Below are 20,305 nucleotides of genomic sequence, written 5' to 3' on the forward strand. Positions count from 1 at the left end.
CTCGCCGGTGATCCGGAAGGCTGTCGTCGTGCTGGTCGCGCCCCCCCACCACCCCCATCGAAGAACTCCTGACCACCATCTACACCGAAGTCCTCGGCCTCGACCGCATCAGCATCGACGACTCCTTCTTCGACCTCGGCGGCGACAGCATCCTGTCGATGCAGGTGGTCGCCCGCGCCCGCGCCGCGGGGCTGGCCTGCCGTGCCCGCGACATCTTCGTCGAGCAGACCGTGGCCCGCCTGGCCCGCATCCCCGGGATCACCGAGGCCCGCGAACAACTCGTCGACGAAGGCATCGGGCCGATCACACCTACCCCGATCATGCACTGGCTGTTCGACATTGACGGCCCGATCGATGAGTTCAACCAAACCATGGCGCTCCAGGTCCCGACCGGGGCCACCCACGCCGACCTGCTCGCCATCCTGCAGGCGCTGCTCGACCACCACCCCATGCTCAGACTGCGTGCCGACACCAACGCGCGGTCGTTGACCGTTCCCGGACCCGGCGCGGTCGGTGCCGGTGAGTGCCTACACACCGTCGAGGCGCTCACCGATCAGGTGCTGGCCCAGGCCCTGTCTCGGCTAAATCCCGCCGCCGGGGCGATGGTGAGTGGGTTGTGGGTGAGCACCACCGGCCAGTTGGTGTTGATCGTCCACCATCTGGTCGTGGATGCGGTGTCGTGGCGGATCCTGTTGGAGGACGCCAACATCGCCTGGGCCCAGCACCGCGGCGGCCAGCCGATCGCCCTGCCCCCCGGCGGGACCTCGTTTCAGCGCTGGGCCGCGTTTCTGGACGATCACGCCCACACCGCGGCGGTCATCGCACAGGCCGACACCTGGAACCACGTCGCGGCGACCGCGGCCGCGCTCCCCCCACCGCAGCCCGGCGACACCTACGCCAGCGCCGGGCACCTCACCGCCACCCTGGACACCGAGACCACCCGGGTGTTGCTCTCCGACGTCCCCGCAGCCTTCCACACCGGCATCCACGACATCCTGCTGATCGCCTACGCGCTGGCCTGGACCGAATTCCTCGGACGGGGCGAACACCCCGTCTGCATCGACGTCGAAAGCCACGGCCGCCACAACGACCTGGCCCCCGACCTCGACCTCTCACGCACCGTGGGCTGGTTCACCACCAAATACCCCGCCACGCTCACCGTCGCCGGACCGGGCTGGCACCGTGTCGTCACCGGAGACCCGGCACTGGGCCCGATCATCAAGGCCGCCAAAGAACAATTACGCGCCCTGCCCCACCCCGCCACCTACGGACTGCTGCGCTACCTCACCACCAACCTCACCGAACCCGAACCCACCATCGGATTCAACTACTTGGGACGTCTTGGCGGACAGGACATTCCCGAGGACCTGTGGCGGATCAGCCCGGACAGCCTGGTGGTCGCCGGCGATGCCGCCGCGTTGCCGATCTCGCTGTCGCACACGGCCGAGCTCAACGCCGCCACCATCGACACCGACACCGGCCCTCAGCTCAACGCCACCTGGACCTGGGCCACGTCCGTTCTCGACGACACCCACATCGCCCGGCTCAGCCAGTTGTGGTTCGACGCCCTGACCGGAATCTGCACCCACGTCCAGCACGGCGGCGGCGGCCTGACCCCCTCCGACATCACCCCCGCCCGGCTCACCCAACACCAAATCGACGACCTCCAAAACCGCTACGACACCGCCGACATCCTGCCGCTCACCGCACTCCAAGAAGGACTGCTCTTCCACGCCACCACCGCTCGGGATCTCGGCGATCTGTACGCGATGCAACTCGACGTCACGGTCGCCGGCCCACTCGACCCGCGCAGGCTGCACGACGCCGTCCGCGCCGTCGTCGAGCGCCACCCCAACCTGGCCGCTCGGTTCTGCCGGCAGTTCGACCAACCGGTGCAAATCATTCCGGCCCACCCCTTGGCGGTATGGCGATACGAGGCCGTCGAAGCCGATGATCGGATCCAAGGGATTTGCGCCGACGAACGGGCCGCGGTCGGTGACCTCACCGCCGGACCCGTCTTCCGGGTTGCTCTGCTTCGCACCGGAGAGAGCCTCCATCGAATTGTGCTGACGTTCCACCACATCGTGCTCGACGGGTGGTCGCTACCGATCCTGCTGCACGAGATCTTCGCCTGCTACCAAGGCCGGCGACTGCCGGCCGTGACACCCTATCGCCGGTTCGTCACCTGGCTGGCCGAGCGCGACCTCGACGCCGCCCGCGACGCCTGGGCCCAGGCGCTCGCCGGCCTTGACGCCCCCACCCTCGTCGGACCGCCGGGCCGGCTCAAGCCCGGTCCCAAGAGCACCAGTTCGATGGCCATATCCGAGCAAGACGCGTTGGCGCTCAACGAATTGGCGCGCTCGAATCACACCACGGTCAACACCGTGCTGCAGGCGGCGTGGGCGCAACTGTTGATGGGACTGACCGGCCACCATGACGTGGTCTTCGGCACCGCCGTCTCGGGACGGCCCGTCGAGATACCGGGAGCCGACCGCATGGTCGGCCTGCTGATCAACACCGTGCCGGTGCGCGCGCACATCACCACCACCATGACCACCGCCGAGCTGCTCCACCGACTACACGACACCCACAACCACACCCTCGACCACCAACACCTGGCGCTCAACGAGATTCACCGCATCACCGGCCACGACCAACTCTTCGACACCATGTTCGTCTACGAAAACTACCCCGTCGACACCGCCGCGCTGGCCGCCGTCGACGGATTGACCGTCGCCGAGTTCACCGGCCACGAATCCAATCACTACCCCCTGACCGTCCAGGTCACGCCCGGAGCCCAGCTCGGCTTCCGTGTCGAGTACGACACTCACGTGTTCGATGCGGAAACCGTTGACACACTGATCAATCGGCTGGAACGGGTCCTGCTGACCATGATCGCCGATCCGCAGCTCCCCTTGTCGGCGACCGACGCGCTCGACGACGACGAGCGCGCCCGCCTCGACGCCATGGGCAATCGGGCGGCGCTGACCGGGTCCGCACCCGCACCGGTGACGATTCCGGAACTGTTCGCCGGCCATGTGGTCCGCTCTCCGCACGCCGTAGCCATCCGCGACGGGGTCCGGTCGTTGACTTACCGAGATCTCGACGAAGCCTCGAATCAGTTGGCTGACTCGATATCCGGTTGCGGCGCCGGCCCCGGGCAATGCGTGGCGCTGCTGCTCGAGCGGTCCGCCGAGGCCGTCATCGCCATGCTCGCGGTGCTCAAGGCCGGGGCGGCATACCTGGCGATCGACCCGGCGCTGCCCGACGAGCGGATCGAATTCATGTTGAGTGACGCCGCGCCGAGCGTCGCGGTCACCACCACCGGGCTGCGACCACGGCTGGCCGGGCGCCCACTGGCCGTCGTCGACATCACCGACGACCGCATGATGGCCCAACCCCGATCCGCGCTTGCTATGCCGGCAGCCGACGACATCGCCTACGTCATCTACACCTCGGGAACCACGGGTGTGCCGAAAGGCGTTGCGATTAGCCATCGCAACGTGGCCCACTTGGTCGAGTCGGCGTCAGCCCACCTACCCGCCGAGCAGGTTTGGACGCAGTGTCACTCGTACGCGTTCGACTTTTCCGTCTGGGAGGTCTGGGCGGCCTTACTCGGCGGCGGGCGACTGGTGGTGGTGCCCGAGCGGGTGACGGCCTCACCGAGAGACTTCCACGCCCTGCTCGTCGCCGAACAGATCACCGTGCTCACCCAGACGCCGTCGGCGGCCGCGGCGCTTCCCCAGGACGGCCTGGATTCGGTCGCGCTACTGCTCGGCGGCGAGGCGTGTCCGGCCGAGCTGGTGGACCGGTGGGCGCCCGGGCGCGTGGTGATCAACGCCTACGGCCCCACCGAAACCACCGTGTACGCCACATTGAGCGCCCCGTTGACCGCAGGTCTGGGGACGGTACCGATCGGGGCTGCGGTGTCGACCGCGGCACTGTTCGTCCTGGACGACTGGCTGCGCCCGCTCCCACCCGGCATGGTCGGCGAACTGTACGTGGCCGGCCGCGGCGTTGGCGTCGGCTACCTGGGTCGGGCGGGCCTGACCGCGGCTCGATTCGTGGCCAGCCCGTTCGGCGCCCCCGGCACGCGGATGTACCGTACCGGCGACCTGGTGCGCTGGCGGACCGACGGGCAGCTCGACTACCTCGGGCGCGCCGACGAGCAGGTCAAGATCCGCGGCTATCGGATCGAGCTCACGGAGATCCAGGCCGCCCTGACCGCACTCGGCGGCGTCGATCAGGCCGTCGTCGTCGTCCGCGAAGACCGGCCCGGCGACAAACGGCTGGTCGGATACGTCGTCGAAAGCATCAGCGCGACAGTCGATCCCGCCGCGGCGCGCGCCACGCTCACCGAACGGCTGCCCGGCCACATGGTGCCGGCCGCCGTCGTGGTGTTGGGGGCACTGCCGCTGACGGTCAACGGCAAGCTCGACACCCGGGCCCTGCCCGCGCCGGACTACCAGGACCGCGGTCGCTACCGCGCCCCGGCCTCCCCGGTCGAGGAGATCCTGGCCGGCACCTATGCCCACGTGCTGGGTGTCGACCGGGTGGGCGTCGACGATTCGTTCTTCGACTTGGGCGGGGATTCGCTGTCGGCAATGCGGTTGATCGCTGCCATCAACACCGGTCTCGACACCGACCTGGCTGTGCACGCGTTGTTCGACGCACCCACGATCGCGCAATTGGCGCCACTCGTCGACGGCGAGGCCCGCCACCGTGAGCCGTTGACCGCGGGGCACCGCCCGGCGGTGATTCCGCTCTCGTTCACCCAGAATCGGCTGTGGGTTCTCGACCAGTTGCAAGGCCCCTCAGGGGTTTACCACGTGGCCGTGGCACTGAAGCTGCGCGGAGCCCTCGATGCGGATTCGCTGCGCGACGCGCTCGCAGATGTGGTCGCCCGGCATGAAAGCCTGCGCACGATATTCCCCGCGCCCGATGGACTGCCCCAGCAACTCATCGTCCCTGCCGACCGGGCGGATTTCGGCTGGGACGTCATCGACGCGACCGATTGGGTGCCGGCCAGGCTCGACGAGGCCGTCGATGAAACGGCGCGCCACCCCTTCGGTTTGGATTCCGAGATTCCGCTGCGGGCGAAGTTGTTTCGTGTCGACGCCGACGAGCACGTGTTGGTCGGCGTGGTGCACCACATCGCCTTTGACGGTTGGTCGCTGGCGCCGTTGATCCGCGATCTCGGCGAGGCCTATCGGGCGCGAGGGCGGGGGCTCGGCCCCGACTGGCCCCCACTGCCAGTGCAATACGTGGACTACACGTTGTGGCAGCGGGCGCGGTTCGGTGTGCTCGACGATTCCGACAGCCGGATCGCCGCGCAGCTCAAGTATTGGGAAGACGCCCTGGCGGGCTTGCCCGAACGCTTGGAGCTCCCGACGGATCGGCCCTATCCCTCGGTGGCCGATCAGCGCGGCGACAGCGTGTCCGTGGACTGGCCGGCCGAATTGCAGCAGCGCATCGCCGAGGTGGCCCGCGGGCACAACGCGACCAGCTTCATGGTGGTCCAAGCCGCCCTGGCGGTTCTGCTGGCGCGGCTCAGCTCGAATTCCGATGTGGCCGTGGCATTCCCAATCGCCGGCCGCGGTGATCCCGCGCTCGATGACCTGGTGGGTTTCTTCGTCAACACCTTGGTGCTGCGGGTGGATGCGGCGGGAGACCCGACCGTCGCCGAATTGCTCGCCCAAGTGCGGCGGCGCAGCCTGCTGGCCTTCGAGCACCAGGATGTGCCATTCGAGGTGCTGGTCGAGCGGCTCAACCCGACCCGCTCGCTGAGCCATCATCCGCTTGCCCAGGTGGCGTTGGCGTGGCAGAACCTGCCCGGCCATACGAGCGACCCCGTCGCCGGGCTTGAGTTGGGCGACCTCGAGATCACACCATTGCCGCTCGACACCCACACCGCTCGCATGGATTTGACCTTCTCGCTGTCCGAACACTGGTCCGACGACGGTGCGCCGGCGGGCATTCGGGGAACGGTCGAATTCCGCACGGATGTTTTCGCGCCCGAGACGATCAACACGCTTGTCGGCCGGTTCCAGCGGCTACTGCGCGCGATGACCGCCGACCCTCAGGCCCGGTTGTCGTCCATCGATCTGCTGGACGCCGAGGAGCACGCCAGCCTCGATGCCACGTCCAACAGGGCGATGTTGGACCGGCCGGGCCCCACACCGCTGTCGATTCCGGTCTTGTTCGCCGGCCATGTGGCGAGGACACCCGATGCGATCGCGATCACCGACGGGACGCGGTCCTGGACCTACCGCGAACTCGACGTCGCGTCGAATCGACTGGCGCACCGGCTGATCGGGCACGGCGCGGGCCCGGGCGAATGCATCGCGCTGTTGTTCTCCCGTTGCGCCGAGGCCATCACCGCGATGCTGGCGGTGCTCAAGACGGGAGCGGCCTACCTACCGATCGATCCGGCGGTGCCGGCTTCCCGGATGGAGTTCATGCTCGACGACGCCGCGCCGATCGCCGCCGTCACGACCCCCGACCTGCGGCCGCGGCTGGCCGGGCACGGACTGGTGGTGCTGGATGTCACCGATGGCGCGGTCGGTGACCACCCAAGGACCGCACCACCCGCGCCCGGCCACGGCGACATCGCGTATCTGATCTATACCTCCGGAACCACCGGCACACCGAAATGCGTTGCCATCACTCATCACAACGTGACGCAGCTGCTGGCATCACTGGACGGCGGTTTGCCGCATCCGGGCGTCTGGCCGCAATGTCATTCGCTGGCCTTCGACGTCTCGGTGTGGGAGATCTTCGGTGCGCTCCTACGAGGTGGGCGCGTGGTGGTGGTCGCCGAGGACATCGCCGCGTCGCCGACTGACTTCCACCACCTGCTGGTCGCCGAACAGGTCGACGTGCTCACGCAAACCCCCTCCGCCGCAGCCGTGTTGCCGCCCGAGGGTTTGGAGTCGGCGGCGATGGTGGTGGTCGGTGAGGCGTGCCCGGCCGACGTGGTCGATCAATGGGCGCCCGGGCGGGTGATGATCAACGCCTACGGCCCGACGGAGACGACGATGTGCGTCGCGATCAGCGCGCCGCTGACGGCCGGATCCGGGGTGGTGCCCATCGGGAGTCCGGTACCCGGAGCGGCGCTGTTCGTCCTCAACGAGTCGTTGCGCCGGGTGCCGTCCGGGGTGATCGGTGAGTTGTACGTCGCCGGCCACGGCGTGGGCATCGGGTATCTGCGCCGCGCGGGGCTGACGGCGTCACGATTCGTGGCCTGCCCGTTCGGGGGCCATGGGGCACGCATGTACCGCACCGGGGACCTGGTCCGCTGGGGCGCCGACGGCCAACTGCACTACCTCGGACGCGCCGACGAGCAGGTCAAGATCCGCGGGTACCGCATCGAGCTCGGCGAAATCCATGCCGCGCTAAGCCAACTCGACGGCGTGGAGCGTGCCGCGGTCATCGCGCGCGAAGACCATCCGGGCGACAAGCGGCTGGTCGCCTACATCACGGGAACCGCCGATCCGATCGACGCGCGCGCCGCACTCGCGGAGCGGCTGCCTGGCTACATGGTGCCCGCCGGGGTGGTGGTGCTCGATGCGCTGCCGACCACCGTGAACGGGAAACTCGATACCCGCGCCCTGCCCGCGCCCGACTACCAGGCCTCCGAAAGTTATCGTGCGCCGTCCGATGCCATCGAGGAAATCCTGGCGGGCATCTTCGCCGAGGTCCTGCGACTCGATCGCGTCGGAGTGGATGACGCCTTCTTCGACCTTGGCGGCGACAGCATCTCGTCGATGCAGGTGGTCGCACGGGCCCGCGCGGCCGGCGTGATCTGCCGCCCGCGAGACATCTTCGTCGAACAGACGGTGGCGCGGCTGGCCCGCGTCGCCCAGATCAGCGACGGCATCGGCCCGCTCGACGCGGGCATCGGCCCAGTAATACCCACCCCGATCATGCGCTGGCTGTGGGACATCGACGGGCCCGTCGATCAGTTCAATCAGACGATGATGATCGAGGCACCCCACGGCGTCACCCGGCCCGACTTGGTCGCGCTCCTGCAAGCCCTGCTCGACCACCACCCGATGCTGCGGCTGCGTGTCGACAACTTCGACGCCGGCGAGTGGTCGTTGACGGCGCCCGGGACCGGTGCGGTGGACGCCGAAAGCTGCCTGCTCGCCGTCGACGAGTTGACCGAAGACGCGGTGGCGATCGCCCGGTCACGGCTCAACCCCTCTGCCGGCGTAATGCTCAGCGCGGTCTGGGTGACCACCGGCCAGCTGGTGCTGATCATCCACCACCTGGCCGTGGACGCCGTGTCCTGGCGAATCCTCCTGGAAGACCTGAACATCGGCTGGGCCCAGCGCCTGAGCGGCCAACCGGTCGCGCTGCCGGCGGGCGGCACATCCTTCCAGCGCTGGGCGGCACTCCTTGCCGAGCATGCGCAGCGGCGCGAAGTCATCGACCAGACCGAAGTGTGGCAGCGGTCGCTGCCCGCCCAAGTCGCCCTGCCCCCGGTCAAGCCCGAGACTGACACCTACGACCGCGCCGGGCACCTCACGGCATCCCTCGACACCGAGACCACCCGCCTCCTGCTCGGCGAGGTTCCCACCGCGTTTCACACCGGCGTCCAGGACATCCTGTTGATCGCCCTCGCGTTGGCGTGGGGTGAGTTCTCGGGCGCCGACGAGGGCGGGTCGATCGCGATCGACGTCGAGGGACATGGTCGCTACGAGGACCTCACCACCGATGTCGAGCTGTCACGCACCGTGGGCTGGTTCACCACCAAATACCCCGCGGCGTTACCGGTCGTCGGGCCGCGCTGGGCGCAACTGGTGGCCGGTGACGCCGCAGTCGGGGCGTTCGTCAAGCGCGCAAAGGAACGACTGCGGGCCCTGCCCGACGGCATCACGTATGGCCTCCTGCGCTACCTCAACGCCGACGTCGCATTGGGTGGGCCGGATCCGGCGATCGGGTTCAATTACTTCGGACGGTTGCACGGCACCGAGGCGTCCGGCGATCTCTGGCGGCCCAGCCAGGACGGTCTGGCGGTCACCACCTTCGCCAGCGCGGTGCCGATGCCACTCGCGCACACCCTGGAACTCAGCGCGGGCGCCGTGGACGCCGGTGCCGGGCCCCACCTGGAGGCCCAATGGACCTGGGCGCCTTCGGCGCTCGATGACGCGCAGGTCGACCGGCTCAATCAGCTGTGGTTCGACGCTCTTACCGGGATCTGCGCACACGTCCAGCGCGGCGGCGGGGGACTCACCCCCTCGGACATCGCCCCCGCCGGTCTCACCCAGCGCCAAATCGACCAACTCCAGCGGCATTTCCGGATCGCCGACATACTGCCGCTCACTCCCCTCCAGCAAGGATTGCTGTTCCACGCGGCCGCCCAGAACCGCGACGGCGACCTGTACTCGATGCAGCTCGACATCACCGTCTCCGGCCCGCTCGACGCGGATCGCCTCCGCGGCGCCGTGGACACCGTCGTCAGTCGCCACCCCAACCTCGCCGCCCGGTTCTGCACACAATTCGACCAGCCGGTGCAGATCATCCCGGCCGACACCCAAACGCCCTGGCAGTACGTCGAACTCGATTGCGATGCCGACGGGCAGTTACAGCGCATATGTGACGCCGAGCGCGCGGCGGTGTGTGACCTGAAGGGTTCGACCGCGTTTCGCGTTGCGTTGATCCGCACCGCGCCGGAGCGGTACCGAGTGGTGTTGACCAATCACCACATCGTGCTGGACGGCTGGTCGCTGCCCGTGCTCCTGCAAGAGATCTTCGCTACCTATTACGGCCAACATCTACCGGCGGCCGTCCCATATCGCCGGTTCGTCACCTGGCTCGCCAAGCGCGACCTCGACGCCGCGGAGCAGGCCTGGCGCGAGGTGCTCACCGGTTTCCACACCCCGACTCTGGTCGCACCGCCGGGCACCCCGACGCTGGGAAACCGAGGCCTCGCGTCGGCTCGCGTGCCGGAGGGCACCACCCAGGCCGTCAACGAACTGGCCCGCTCCTGTCACACCACCGTCAACACGGTGCTGCAGGGCGCCTGGGCACAGGTATTGATGTCCATGACGGGCCGGCGCGACGTCGTATTCGGGGCGGCTGTTTCGGGCAGGCCGACCGAGGTGGTCGGCGCGGAAACGATGGTGGGTCTGATGATCAACACCATCCCCGTCCGAGCCACCATCACCCCGGCCACCACCGTCGCAGACCTGCTCGGGCAATTACACACCGCTTACGAGCGCACCCTGGATCATCAACATCTGGCGCTCAAGGAGATTCACCGCATCACCGGGCTCGACCAGCTCTTCGACACGTTGTTCGTGTTCGAGAACTACCCGATCGACACCACGGCGCTGTCGCACACCAACGGGCTGGCGATCACCGACTTGACCGGTACCGAATCTAGTCATTACCCGCTGACAATGCAGGCCCGCCCCGACCGCGAATTGCTTCTTCGCGTCGAATACGACAGCCACGTGTTCGACGCCGAGACCATCGAATCACTGATCGACCGCTTCCAGCGCGCGTTGGTGGCCATGACCACCGACCTAGGGGGACAACGTTGACCACCAATCCGACGCGGAGATTGTTGTCCATCGATCTGCTCAACGAGACGGAACACGCGCGCCTGGACGACTGGAGCAACCGCGCCGCATTGACCCGGCCCGCGGTGCCGCTATCGGTTCCGGCGCTCTTCTCCGCCCAGGTGTCGCGGACCCCCGAGGCGCTGGCCGTGACCTTCGAAGGCCGCTCGATGACCTACCGCGAGCTCGACGAGGCCGCTAATCAGTTGGCACATCTGCTGATCGAGCACGGCGCGCGACCGGGCGTGTGTGTCGCACTGCTGTTCCCCCGGTGCGCCGAGGCGATAACGGCGATCCTGGCGGTGCTCAAAACCGGGGCGGCGTATCTGCCGATCGACCCCATGCATCCGCGGTCCCGCATCGAGTTCATGCTCACCGACGCCACCCCGATCGCCGTCGTGACGACCGCGGAGATGCGTTCGCGACTGGACGGATGCGGCCTGACTGTCATCGATACCGCCGACGCTCGCATCGACGCTCAACCCGACACCGCCTTACCCCTCCCCGCGCCCAATGACATAGCCCACATCGTGTACACCTCAGGCACCACCGGGGTGCCGAAAGGCGTTGCGGTCACGCATGACAACGTCACCCAGCTTTTCGACGCGCTCGACATCGGTATTCGACTGGGCCCGGACCAGGTGTGGACGCAGTTCCATTCCTACGCGTTCGACTTCTCGGTGTGGGAGATCTGGGCTGCGTTGCTGTTCGGCGGGCGTCTGGTGGTGGTGCCCGAGTCGGTGGCTCGATCACCCGGCGAATTCCACAACCTACTGACAAAAGAGCGCGTCCGCGTGCTGACGCAGACCCCGTCGGCAGTGAGCACCCTGTCCCCCGAGGGACTGGAATCCACGGCGTTGGTCATCGGCGCCGAAGCCTGTCCTCCGGCGCTGGTGGATGCCTGGGCGCCCGGACGGGTGATGACCAACGTCTACGGCCCGACGGAAACCACGATGTGGGCGTCCAAGAGTGCTCCACTGCTGCCGGGATCGGGTTCGCCACCCATCGGGTCCCCGATCACGGGAGCCGCGTTCTTCGTCCTCGACGAGTTGCTGTGTCCCGTGATGCCCAAGGTGGTCGGCGAGCTGTATATCGCCGGCCGCGGCGTCGGGGTGGGCTACTGGCGCCGGGCCGGACTGTCCGCTTCGCGCTTCGTGGCCTGTCCATTCGGCCCGCCCGGAACCCGCATGTATCGCACCGGGGACCTGGTGCGCTGGCGGCCGGACGGCCAACTCGACTACCTCGGCCGCGCCGACGAACAGGTGAAGATTCGCGGGTATCGCATCGAACTCGGCGAAATCCGCTCCGCCTTGAGCGAACTCCCGGGCGTCGGACAGGCCGCGGTGATCGCCCGAGAGGACCGGCCCGGTGACCGGCGGCTCGTCGGCTACCTCACCGAAACGGCCACCGGAGCAGTCGATCCCGCTGTGGCACGGGAGGCACTGGCCCGGCGGCTGCCCGGATACATGGTTCCGTCGGCCATCGTCGTCTTGCAAACGCTGCCGCTGACGGTCAACGGCAAACTCGACACCCGAGCCCTCCCGGCGCCGGAGTACACCAACGGTCAGCGGTACCGCGCTCCGAAGGATCCCACCCAGGACATCCTCGCCGGCATCTATGCCCGCGTTCTCGGCATCGACCGGGTCGGAGTCGACGACTCTTTCTTCGACCTCGGCGGCGACTCGGTTTCCGCGATGCGCGTGATCGCGGCGATCGGCTCCGACCTGGCCACCGACCTGTCAATGCAGACTCTGTTCGACGCGCCAACGGTCGCGCAACTGGCCGCACACATCGGTGGCGATGACAGCCGCCTTCAGCCTCTTCTGGCCGTCCAACGGCCGGAAGTCATTCCGCTGTCCTTCGCCCAGAGTCGGCTCTGGTTTCTCGACCAATTGCACGGGCCTTCAGCGGTTTACAACCTGGCGGTGGCGTTGCGTTTGCGGGGAACGCTGGATCTGACTGCGTTGCGGGTGGCCGTGGACGACGTCATAGGCCGGCACGAATCGCTGCGCACGGTGTTCCCCGACGTCGACGGGGTGCCCTTCCAGCGCGTGCTGCCGCGTAACTGCGCCGGCGTTGTGGACGTCACCGACGCCGCCGGGTGGTCCCCGGGCGCGCTTCATGAGGCCATCGACGCCGTGGCGCGGCGCACGTTCGACTTGAGGGCCGAGATTCCTTTCCGAGTGCAGCTTTTCCGCGTCGGCGGCGACGACCACGTGCTGGTGGGTGTGGTGCACCACATCGCCGCGGATGGCTGGTCGATCACCCCGCTCGTGGGTGACCTGAATGTCGCGTATGCCAGCCGGTGCAGCGGCGAAGCCCCTGACTGGGCCGAATTGCCAGTGCAATATGCGGATTACGCGGTGTGGCAGCGCGCGCAGTTGGGTGATCTCGATGATGGCGACAGTCGCTTTGCCGCGCAGTTGGCGTATTGGGAGGATGCGCTGGCGGGGATGCCGGAGCGGTTGGAGTTGCCCACAGATCGGCCTTATCCGGCGGTGGCCGATCTGCGTGGGGCGACGGTGCCGGTGGAGTGGCCGGCGGAGTTACAGCAGCGGGTGCGTGCGCTGGCCCGGGAGTGCAACGCGACGAGTTTCATGGTGGTTCAGGCCGCGTTAGCGGTGTTGTTGTCGCGGCTGAGCGCGACTTCGGATGTGCCGGTGGGTTTTCCGATCGCAGGGCGACGCGACCCCGCGCTCGAGGGCCTGGTGGGGTTCTTCGTCAACACACTGGTACTGCGCGTCGACGTCGCGGGTGATACGACCGTCAATGAGTTGCTCGGCCAGGTGCGGAGGCAAAGCCTCGCCGCCTATGACCACCAAGACGTGCCGTTCGAGGTGCTGGTTGAGCGGCTCAACCCGGCGCGGTCGCTGGCTCATCATCCGCTGGTGCAGGTGATGGTGGCCTGGCAGAACCTGCCGGGCACCGGCGCTGATCCGGGGTTGGCGTTGGGGGATTTACAGGTGTCCCAGGTGCCGATCACCACCCATACCGCCCGGATGGATTTGACGTTCAACGTGGCTGAGCGCTTCACCGATGAGGGTGAGCCGGCTGGGATTTCGGGTGCGGTGGAGTTCCGCACCGACGTGTTCGACGCCGGCACGGTCGCCGCGGTGGTGGAGCGGTTGGAGCGGGTGTTGGTGGCGATGACCGCTGATCCGGGTGTGCGGTTGTCGTCGCTCGATGTGCTCCAGGCCGGTGAGCTCACCCGTCTGGGCGAGATGGGCCGGTGGCCGGTGTTGGAGCAGGCCGCGGCGGCGGTGTCGATTCCGGCGCTGTTCGCCGAGCAGGTGCTGCGGGCCCCGGAAGCGGTGGCGCTGCGGTTCGGGGAACAGTCCTGGACCTACCGCGAGGTCGATGGTGCGTCAAACCGGCTGGCTCATCTGCTGATTGGTTACGGTGCCGGCCCGGGTGAATGCGTGGGACTGGTCCTCCCGCGTTCCGGTGCGGCCATTGTGGCGATCTTGGCGGTGCTCAAGACCGGCGCGGCGTACCTGCCGATCGACCCGGCGCTGCCCGACGAGCGGATCGACTTCCTGCTGGCCGACTCCAGGCCGGTGGCCGCGCTCACCACCACAGCGTTGCGCCCACGGCTGAACGGGCACGCCTTCATCGTCGTCAACGTCGACGACCCGCGGATTGACGCCCAGCCGAGTACGGATTTGCCGGCACCGGCAGCCGACAATGTCGCGCACATCATTTACACATCGGGCACTACCGGGGTGCCCAAAGGGGTTGCGGTCACGCACCACAACGTCACCCGCCTGTTCGACGCACTGGAGGTGGGTTTCGAGCTGGAGCCCAAGCAGGTGTGGACGCAGTGCCATTCGTATGCGTTCGACTTTTCGGTGTGGGAGATCTGGGGTGCGTTGGCGCACGGCGGGCGGTTGGTGGTGGTGCCCGAGGAGGTGACCCGCTCCCCCGACGAGCTGCGCGCCCTGCTGATCTCCGAACACGTCACCGTCTTGAGTCAGACCCCGTCAGCGGTGGCAATGCTCTCCCCCGCCGGGCTACAGCCGTTGGCGCTCGTGGCCGCCGGAGAGGCCTGCCCAGCCGAGATCGTCGAGCGCTGGGCGCCCGGGCGGGTGATGGTCAACGGCTACGGCCCCACCGAAACCACGGTCTATGCCACCATCAGCGCCCCGCTGGCGCCCGGTTCGGCCGCGGTCCCCATCGGCCTACCGGTGCCCGGCGCGGCGCTGTTCGTCCTCGACCCCTGGCTGCGTCCCGTCCCGCCCGGCGTCGTTGGCGAACTCTATGTCGCCGGCCGCGGCGTCGGGATCGGCTATTGGCGCCGGCCCGGGCTGAGCGCGGCCCGGTTTGTGGCCTGCCCCTACAGCCCGCCCGGCACCCGGATGTATCGCAGTGGGGACTTGGTGCGCTGGCGACCCGACGGGCAACTGGACTACCTGGGGCGCGCCGACGAACAGGTGAAGATTCGCGGGTACCGCATCGAACTCGGCGAGATCCGCGCGGCCCTGGGCGAACTCCCAGACGTCGGACAGGTTGCGGTGATCGCCCGTGAGGACCGTCCCGGTGACCGGCGGCTAGTCGGTTACATCACCGGCACCGCCGATCCCGCTGCGGCGCGCGCCGCGCTGGCCGAGCGGCTGCCCGGCTTCATGGTGCCCACCGCGATCGTCGTGGTGGACACCCTGCCGATCACGGTCAACGGCAAGCTCGACACCCGCGCCCTGCCCGCCCCCGACTACGTGGATGTCGATCGCTACCGCGCCCCGACCAACCCCGTCGAAGAAGTCCTGGCCGCCATCTACGCCGAGATCCTCGGGGTCGAGCGCGTCGGCGTCGACGACTCCTTCTTCGACCTCGGCGGCGACAGCATCCTGTCGATGCAAGTAGTCGCCAGGGCCCGCGCGGCCGGGTTGGCCTGCCGCCCCCGTGACATCTTCGTCGAGCAGACCGTGGCGCGGCTGGCCCGCATCCCTGGCATCACCGACGGCCATCAACGGACCACCGACGACGGGATCGGGTCCGTCAAGCCCACGCCAATCATGCACTGGCTGTTCGACATTGACGGCCCGATCGACCAGTTCAACCAATCCATGGTGCTGCAGGCACCGACCGAAGCGACCCACGACGACGCGCTCGTCATCCTGCAAGCACTGCTCGACCGCCACCCTATGCTGCGGGCGCGGGCCGATACGAGTGGGCGGTCGCTGACCGTTCCCGGACCCGGGGCGGTCGACGGCGCTCAGTGCCTGCACACCGTCGACGCGCTGACCGATGATGTCCTCGCCCAGGCGAGGTCCCGGCTCGACCCCGGCGGTGGCGTGATGCTCAGCGCGTTGTGGGTCTCCACTACCGGCCAGCTGGTGCTGATCGTTCACCATCTGGCCGTCGATGCGGTGTCATGGCGGATCCTGTTGGAGGACACCAACATCGCGTGGGCCCAGCACCACCACGGCCAGCCGATCACCCTGCCCCAAATCGGCACCTCATTCCAGCGGTGGGCCGCGTTGCTCGACGAGCACGCCCACACCCCGGCCGTCGTCTCGCAGGCCGACACCTGGAACCACGTCGCGGCGACCGCGGCCGCGCTGCCCCCACCGCAGCCCGGCGACACCTACACCAGCGCCGGGCACCTCACCGCCACCCTGGACACCGAGACCACCCGGGTGTTGCTCACCGACGTACCCGCGGCCTTCCACACCGGCATCCACGAAATCCTGCTGATCGCCTACGCCCTGGCCTGGACCGAATTCCTCGGCTCCACCGGCCAAACCGTGGGCATTGACGTCGAAGGCCACGGCCGCCACGACGACCTGGCCGACGCGGTGGATCTGTCACGCACCGTGGGCTGGTTCACCACCAAATACCCCGTCGCACTGAACGTCGGTGGGCTGCGCTGGGACCATATAGCAGCGGGCGACCCCGCACTGGGCCCGATCGTCAAGGGCGCCAAGGAACAACTGCGCGCCGCGCCCCACCCCCTGACCTACGGACTGCTGCGCTACCTCAACCCGGACACCGCCCTAACCGCACCCGACCCCACCATCGGATTCAACTACCTAGGACGGCTCAGTGCGACCGCGCCCGGGGCCATCGATGAGCTTTGGCTGATCAGCGAGGACGGCTTGTCGGCCATAGCCGTGGCCAGCACGGCGCCGATGCCGCTGTCGCACACGGCCGAGCTCAACGCCGCCACCATCGACACCGACACCGGCCCTCAGCTCAACGCCACCTGGACCTGGGCCACGTCCGTTCTCGACGACACCCACATCGCCCGGCTCAGCCAGTTGTGGTTCGACGCCCTGACCGGAATCTGCACCCACGTCCAGCACGGCGGCGGCGGGCTGACCCCCTCCGACATCACCCCCGCCCGGCTCACCCAACACCAAATCGACGACCTCCAAAACCACTACGACACCGCCGACATCCTGCCGCTCACCGCACTCCAAGAAGGACTGCTCTTCCACGCCACCACGCACGAGTCGGACGACGTCTACGCGCTCCAGCTGCAGATTTCGGTGGCCGGTCCGCTGGACCCGGATCGGCTGCACGACGCCGTCCGCACCGTCATCAGCCGCCACCCCCACCTCGCGGCCCGATTCTGTCGACAATTCGACCAACCGGTGCAAGTCGTTCCGGCTGTGCCTGAAATACCTTGGCAATCAGTCATATTCGAAACCGACGCGGAAGATCAACTCGCGCGTTTGTGTGCCGCCGAACGCGCCGCGGTGTGCAACCCCAATGGCCAGCCGGCCTTCCGGGTGGCGTTGATCCGCACCGCCCACGAGCGGCACCGCATCGTGCTCACCAATCATCACATCGTGCTCGACGGGTGGTCGCTACCGATCCTGCTGCACGAGATCTTCGCCTGCTACCAAGGCCGGCAACTGCCGGCCGCGACACCCTATCGCCGGTTCGTCAGCTGGCTGGCCGAGCGCGACCTCGACGCCGCCCGCGACGCCTGGGCCCAAGCGCTCGCCGGCCTTGACGCCCCCACCCTCGTCGGTCCGCCGGGCCGGTTGACATTGGGAACGCGGGCCGTTGAGGCCGACCGGCTGCCCGCGGCAATCACCCAGTCAGTCGCTGAGTTGGCGCGCTCGAATCACACCACGGTCAACACCGTGCTGCAGGCGGCGTGGGCGCAACTGTTGATGGGACTGACCGGCCACCATGACGTGGTCTTCGGCACCGCGGTCTCGGGACGGCCCGTCGAGATACCGGGAGCCGACCGCATGGTCGGCCTGCTGATCAACACCGTGCCGGTGCGCGCGCACATCACCACCACCACGACCACCGCCGACCTGCTCCACCAACTGCACGACACCCACAACCACACCCTCGACCATCAACACCTGGCGCTCAACGAGATTCACCGCATCACCGGCCACGACCAACTCTTCGACACCCTGTTCGTCTACGAAAACTACCCCGTCGACACCGCCGCGCTGGCCGGCGCCGACGGGCTCGCCATCACCGAGTTCACCAGCCGCGAATCCAATCACTACCCCCTGACCATGCAGGCCACGCCCGGGTCCGAACTGGGCGTGCGCGTCGAATACGACACCGACGTGTTCGACACCAAAATCGTTCGAGCACTGATCAAACGGTTCCAGCGGGTGTTGGTGGCGATGACGGCGGATGCCCAGGCGCGGTTGTCCTCGATTGGTGTGCTTGATGCCGGTGAGCTCGCGCGGGTGGGTGAGTGGGGGCATCGGGCGGTGTTGGGCGAGTCGGTGAGCGCGGTGTCGATCCCGGTGCTGTTCGCCCGGCAGGTGGCGCGCGCCCCGGGGTCGGTGGCGGTGCGTTGTGGGGGGCGGTCGTGGACGTATAGCGAGATCGATGAGGCGTCGAACCGGTTGGCGCGTCTGCTGATTGGGTTGGGGGCTGGTCGCGGGCAGTGCGTGGGGGTGGTGCTGGCGCGCTCGGGTGAGGCCATCATCGCGATCTTGGCGGTGCTCAAGACCGGGGCGGCCTACCTGCCCATCGACCCCGCGCTGCCGGATGAGCGGGTCGGGTTCGTGCTGGCCGACGCCAACCCGGTGGCCGTGCTGAGCACCACCGCACTGCGCCCCCGGCTGGAGGGGCGCGGTGTGGTCGTCGTCGCCCTCGACGACGCGCGGATTGCTGCCCAGCCCAGCACCGGTCTGCCCGCCCCGGCACCCGATGACGTGGCGCACCTCATTTACACCTCGGGCACGACCGGGGTGCCCAAAGGGGTGGCGGTCACCCATGCCAATGTGACCCGCTTGTTCGACGGCCTGCAGGTGGGTATCGGGTTGGGGTGCGAGCAGGTGTGGGCCCAATGCCATTCGTATGCGTTCGACTTCTCGGTGTGGGAGATCTGGGGTGCCCTGCTTTCTGGTGGGCGGTTGGTGGTGGTGCCCGAGGAGCTGACCCGCTCCCCCGACGAGCTGCACGCACTGCTGATCAGCGAAGGCGTGACCGTCTTGAGCCACACCCCCTCGGCGCTGGCCGCGCTGTCGCCGACCGGACTGGATCAGGTGGCGTTGATGGCCGCCGGGGAGGCCTGTCCCCCCGAGGTCCTCGCATGCTGGGCGCCCGGGCGGGTGATGGTCAACGGTTACGGCCCCACCGAAACCACCGTCTACGCCACCATCAGCGCCCCACTGACCGCGGGCTCGGGCCCGGTGCCCATCGGGCTGCCGGTGCCCGGGGCGGCGCTGTTCGTGCTCGACCCGTGGTGCCGCCCGGTGCCCCCCGGGGTGGTCGGTGAACTCTATATCGCCGGCCGCGGCGTCGGCCTGGGCTATCTGCACCGGGCGGCATTGACCGCGGCCCGGTTCGTGGCCTGCCCCTACGGGCCGCCGGGAACCCGGATGTATCGCAGCGGGGACCTGGTGTGCTGGCGCCCTGACGGGCAACTGGACTACCACGGCCGCGCCGACGATCAAGTCAAAATCCGCGGCTACCGCATCGAATTGGGCGAAATCCACGCCGCCCTGGCCGCACTCGAGGGGGTCGAACACGCCGCGGTCATCGTGCGCGAAGACCGCCCCGGCGACAAACGCCTCACCGCCTACATCACCGGCACCGCCGACCCCACCCAGCTACGCGCCACCCTGGCCCAACAACTGCCCAGCTACATGATCCCCGCCGCCATCATCGCCCTCGACACCCTGCCCATCACCCTCAACGGCAAACTCGACACCCGCGCCCTACCCACCCCCGACTACACCAACACCCAGCACCTGATCGGTGAGCGCCTCGACGGTGTGTAGGCACTCACCGGCACCGACCGCGCCGGGTCCGGGAACGGTCAACGACCGCGCGTTGGTGTCGGCACGCAGTCTGAGCATGGGGTGGTGGTCGAGCAGCGCCTGCAGGATGGCGAGCAGGTCGGCGTGGGTGGCCCCGGTCGGGACCTGGAGCGCCATGGTTTGGTTGAACTCATCGATCGGGCCGTCAATGTCGAACAGCCAGTGCATGATCGGGGTAGGTGTGATCGGCCCGATGCCTTCGTCGACGAGTTGTTCGCGGGCCTCGGTGATCCCGGGGATGCGGGCCAGGCGGGCCACGGTCTGCTCGACGAAGATGTCGCGGGCACGGCAGGCCAGCCCCGCGGCGCGGGCGCGGGCGACCACCTGCATCGACAGGATGCTGTCGCCGCCGAGGTCGAAGAAGGAGTCGTCGATGCTGATGCGGTCGAGGCCGAGGACTTCGGTGTAGATGGTGGTCAGGAGTTCTTCGATGGGGGTGGTGGGGGGGCGACGTACAACATGCCGACCGCCTTCCGGATCACCGGCGAG

2 pseudogenes are annotated in these 20,305 nt (G+C 68.2%); one reads left to right on the forward strand and one right to left on the reverse strand.

From position 1 onward, the window contains the following. Positions 1 to 56 precede the first annotated feature (56 nt). Positions 57 to 19,777, forward strand: a pseudogene (locus A9X05_RS30195) (non-ribosomal peptide synthase/polyketide synthase); the annotation flags it as partial. Here the strand turns inward: A9X05_RS30195 and A9X05_RS26440 are convergent. Then, positions 19,742 to 20,305 (reverse strand): annotated as a pseudogene (locus A9X05_RS26440) (phosphopantetheine-binding protein); the annotation flags it as partial. The pseudogenes A9X05_RS30195 and A9X05_RS26440 sit on opposite strands and share 36 nt — an antisense overlap.

It is taken from the genome of Mycobacterium sp. E3298 (assembly GCF_001666895.1).
Lineage (GTDB): Bacteria > Actinomycetota > Actinomycetes > Mycobacteriales > Mycobacteriaceae > Mycobacterium.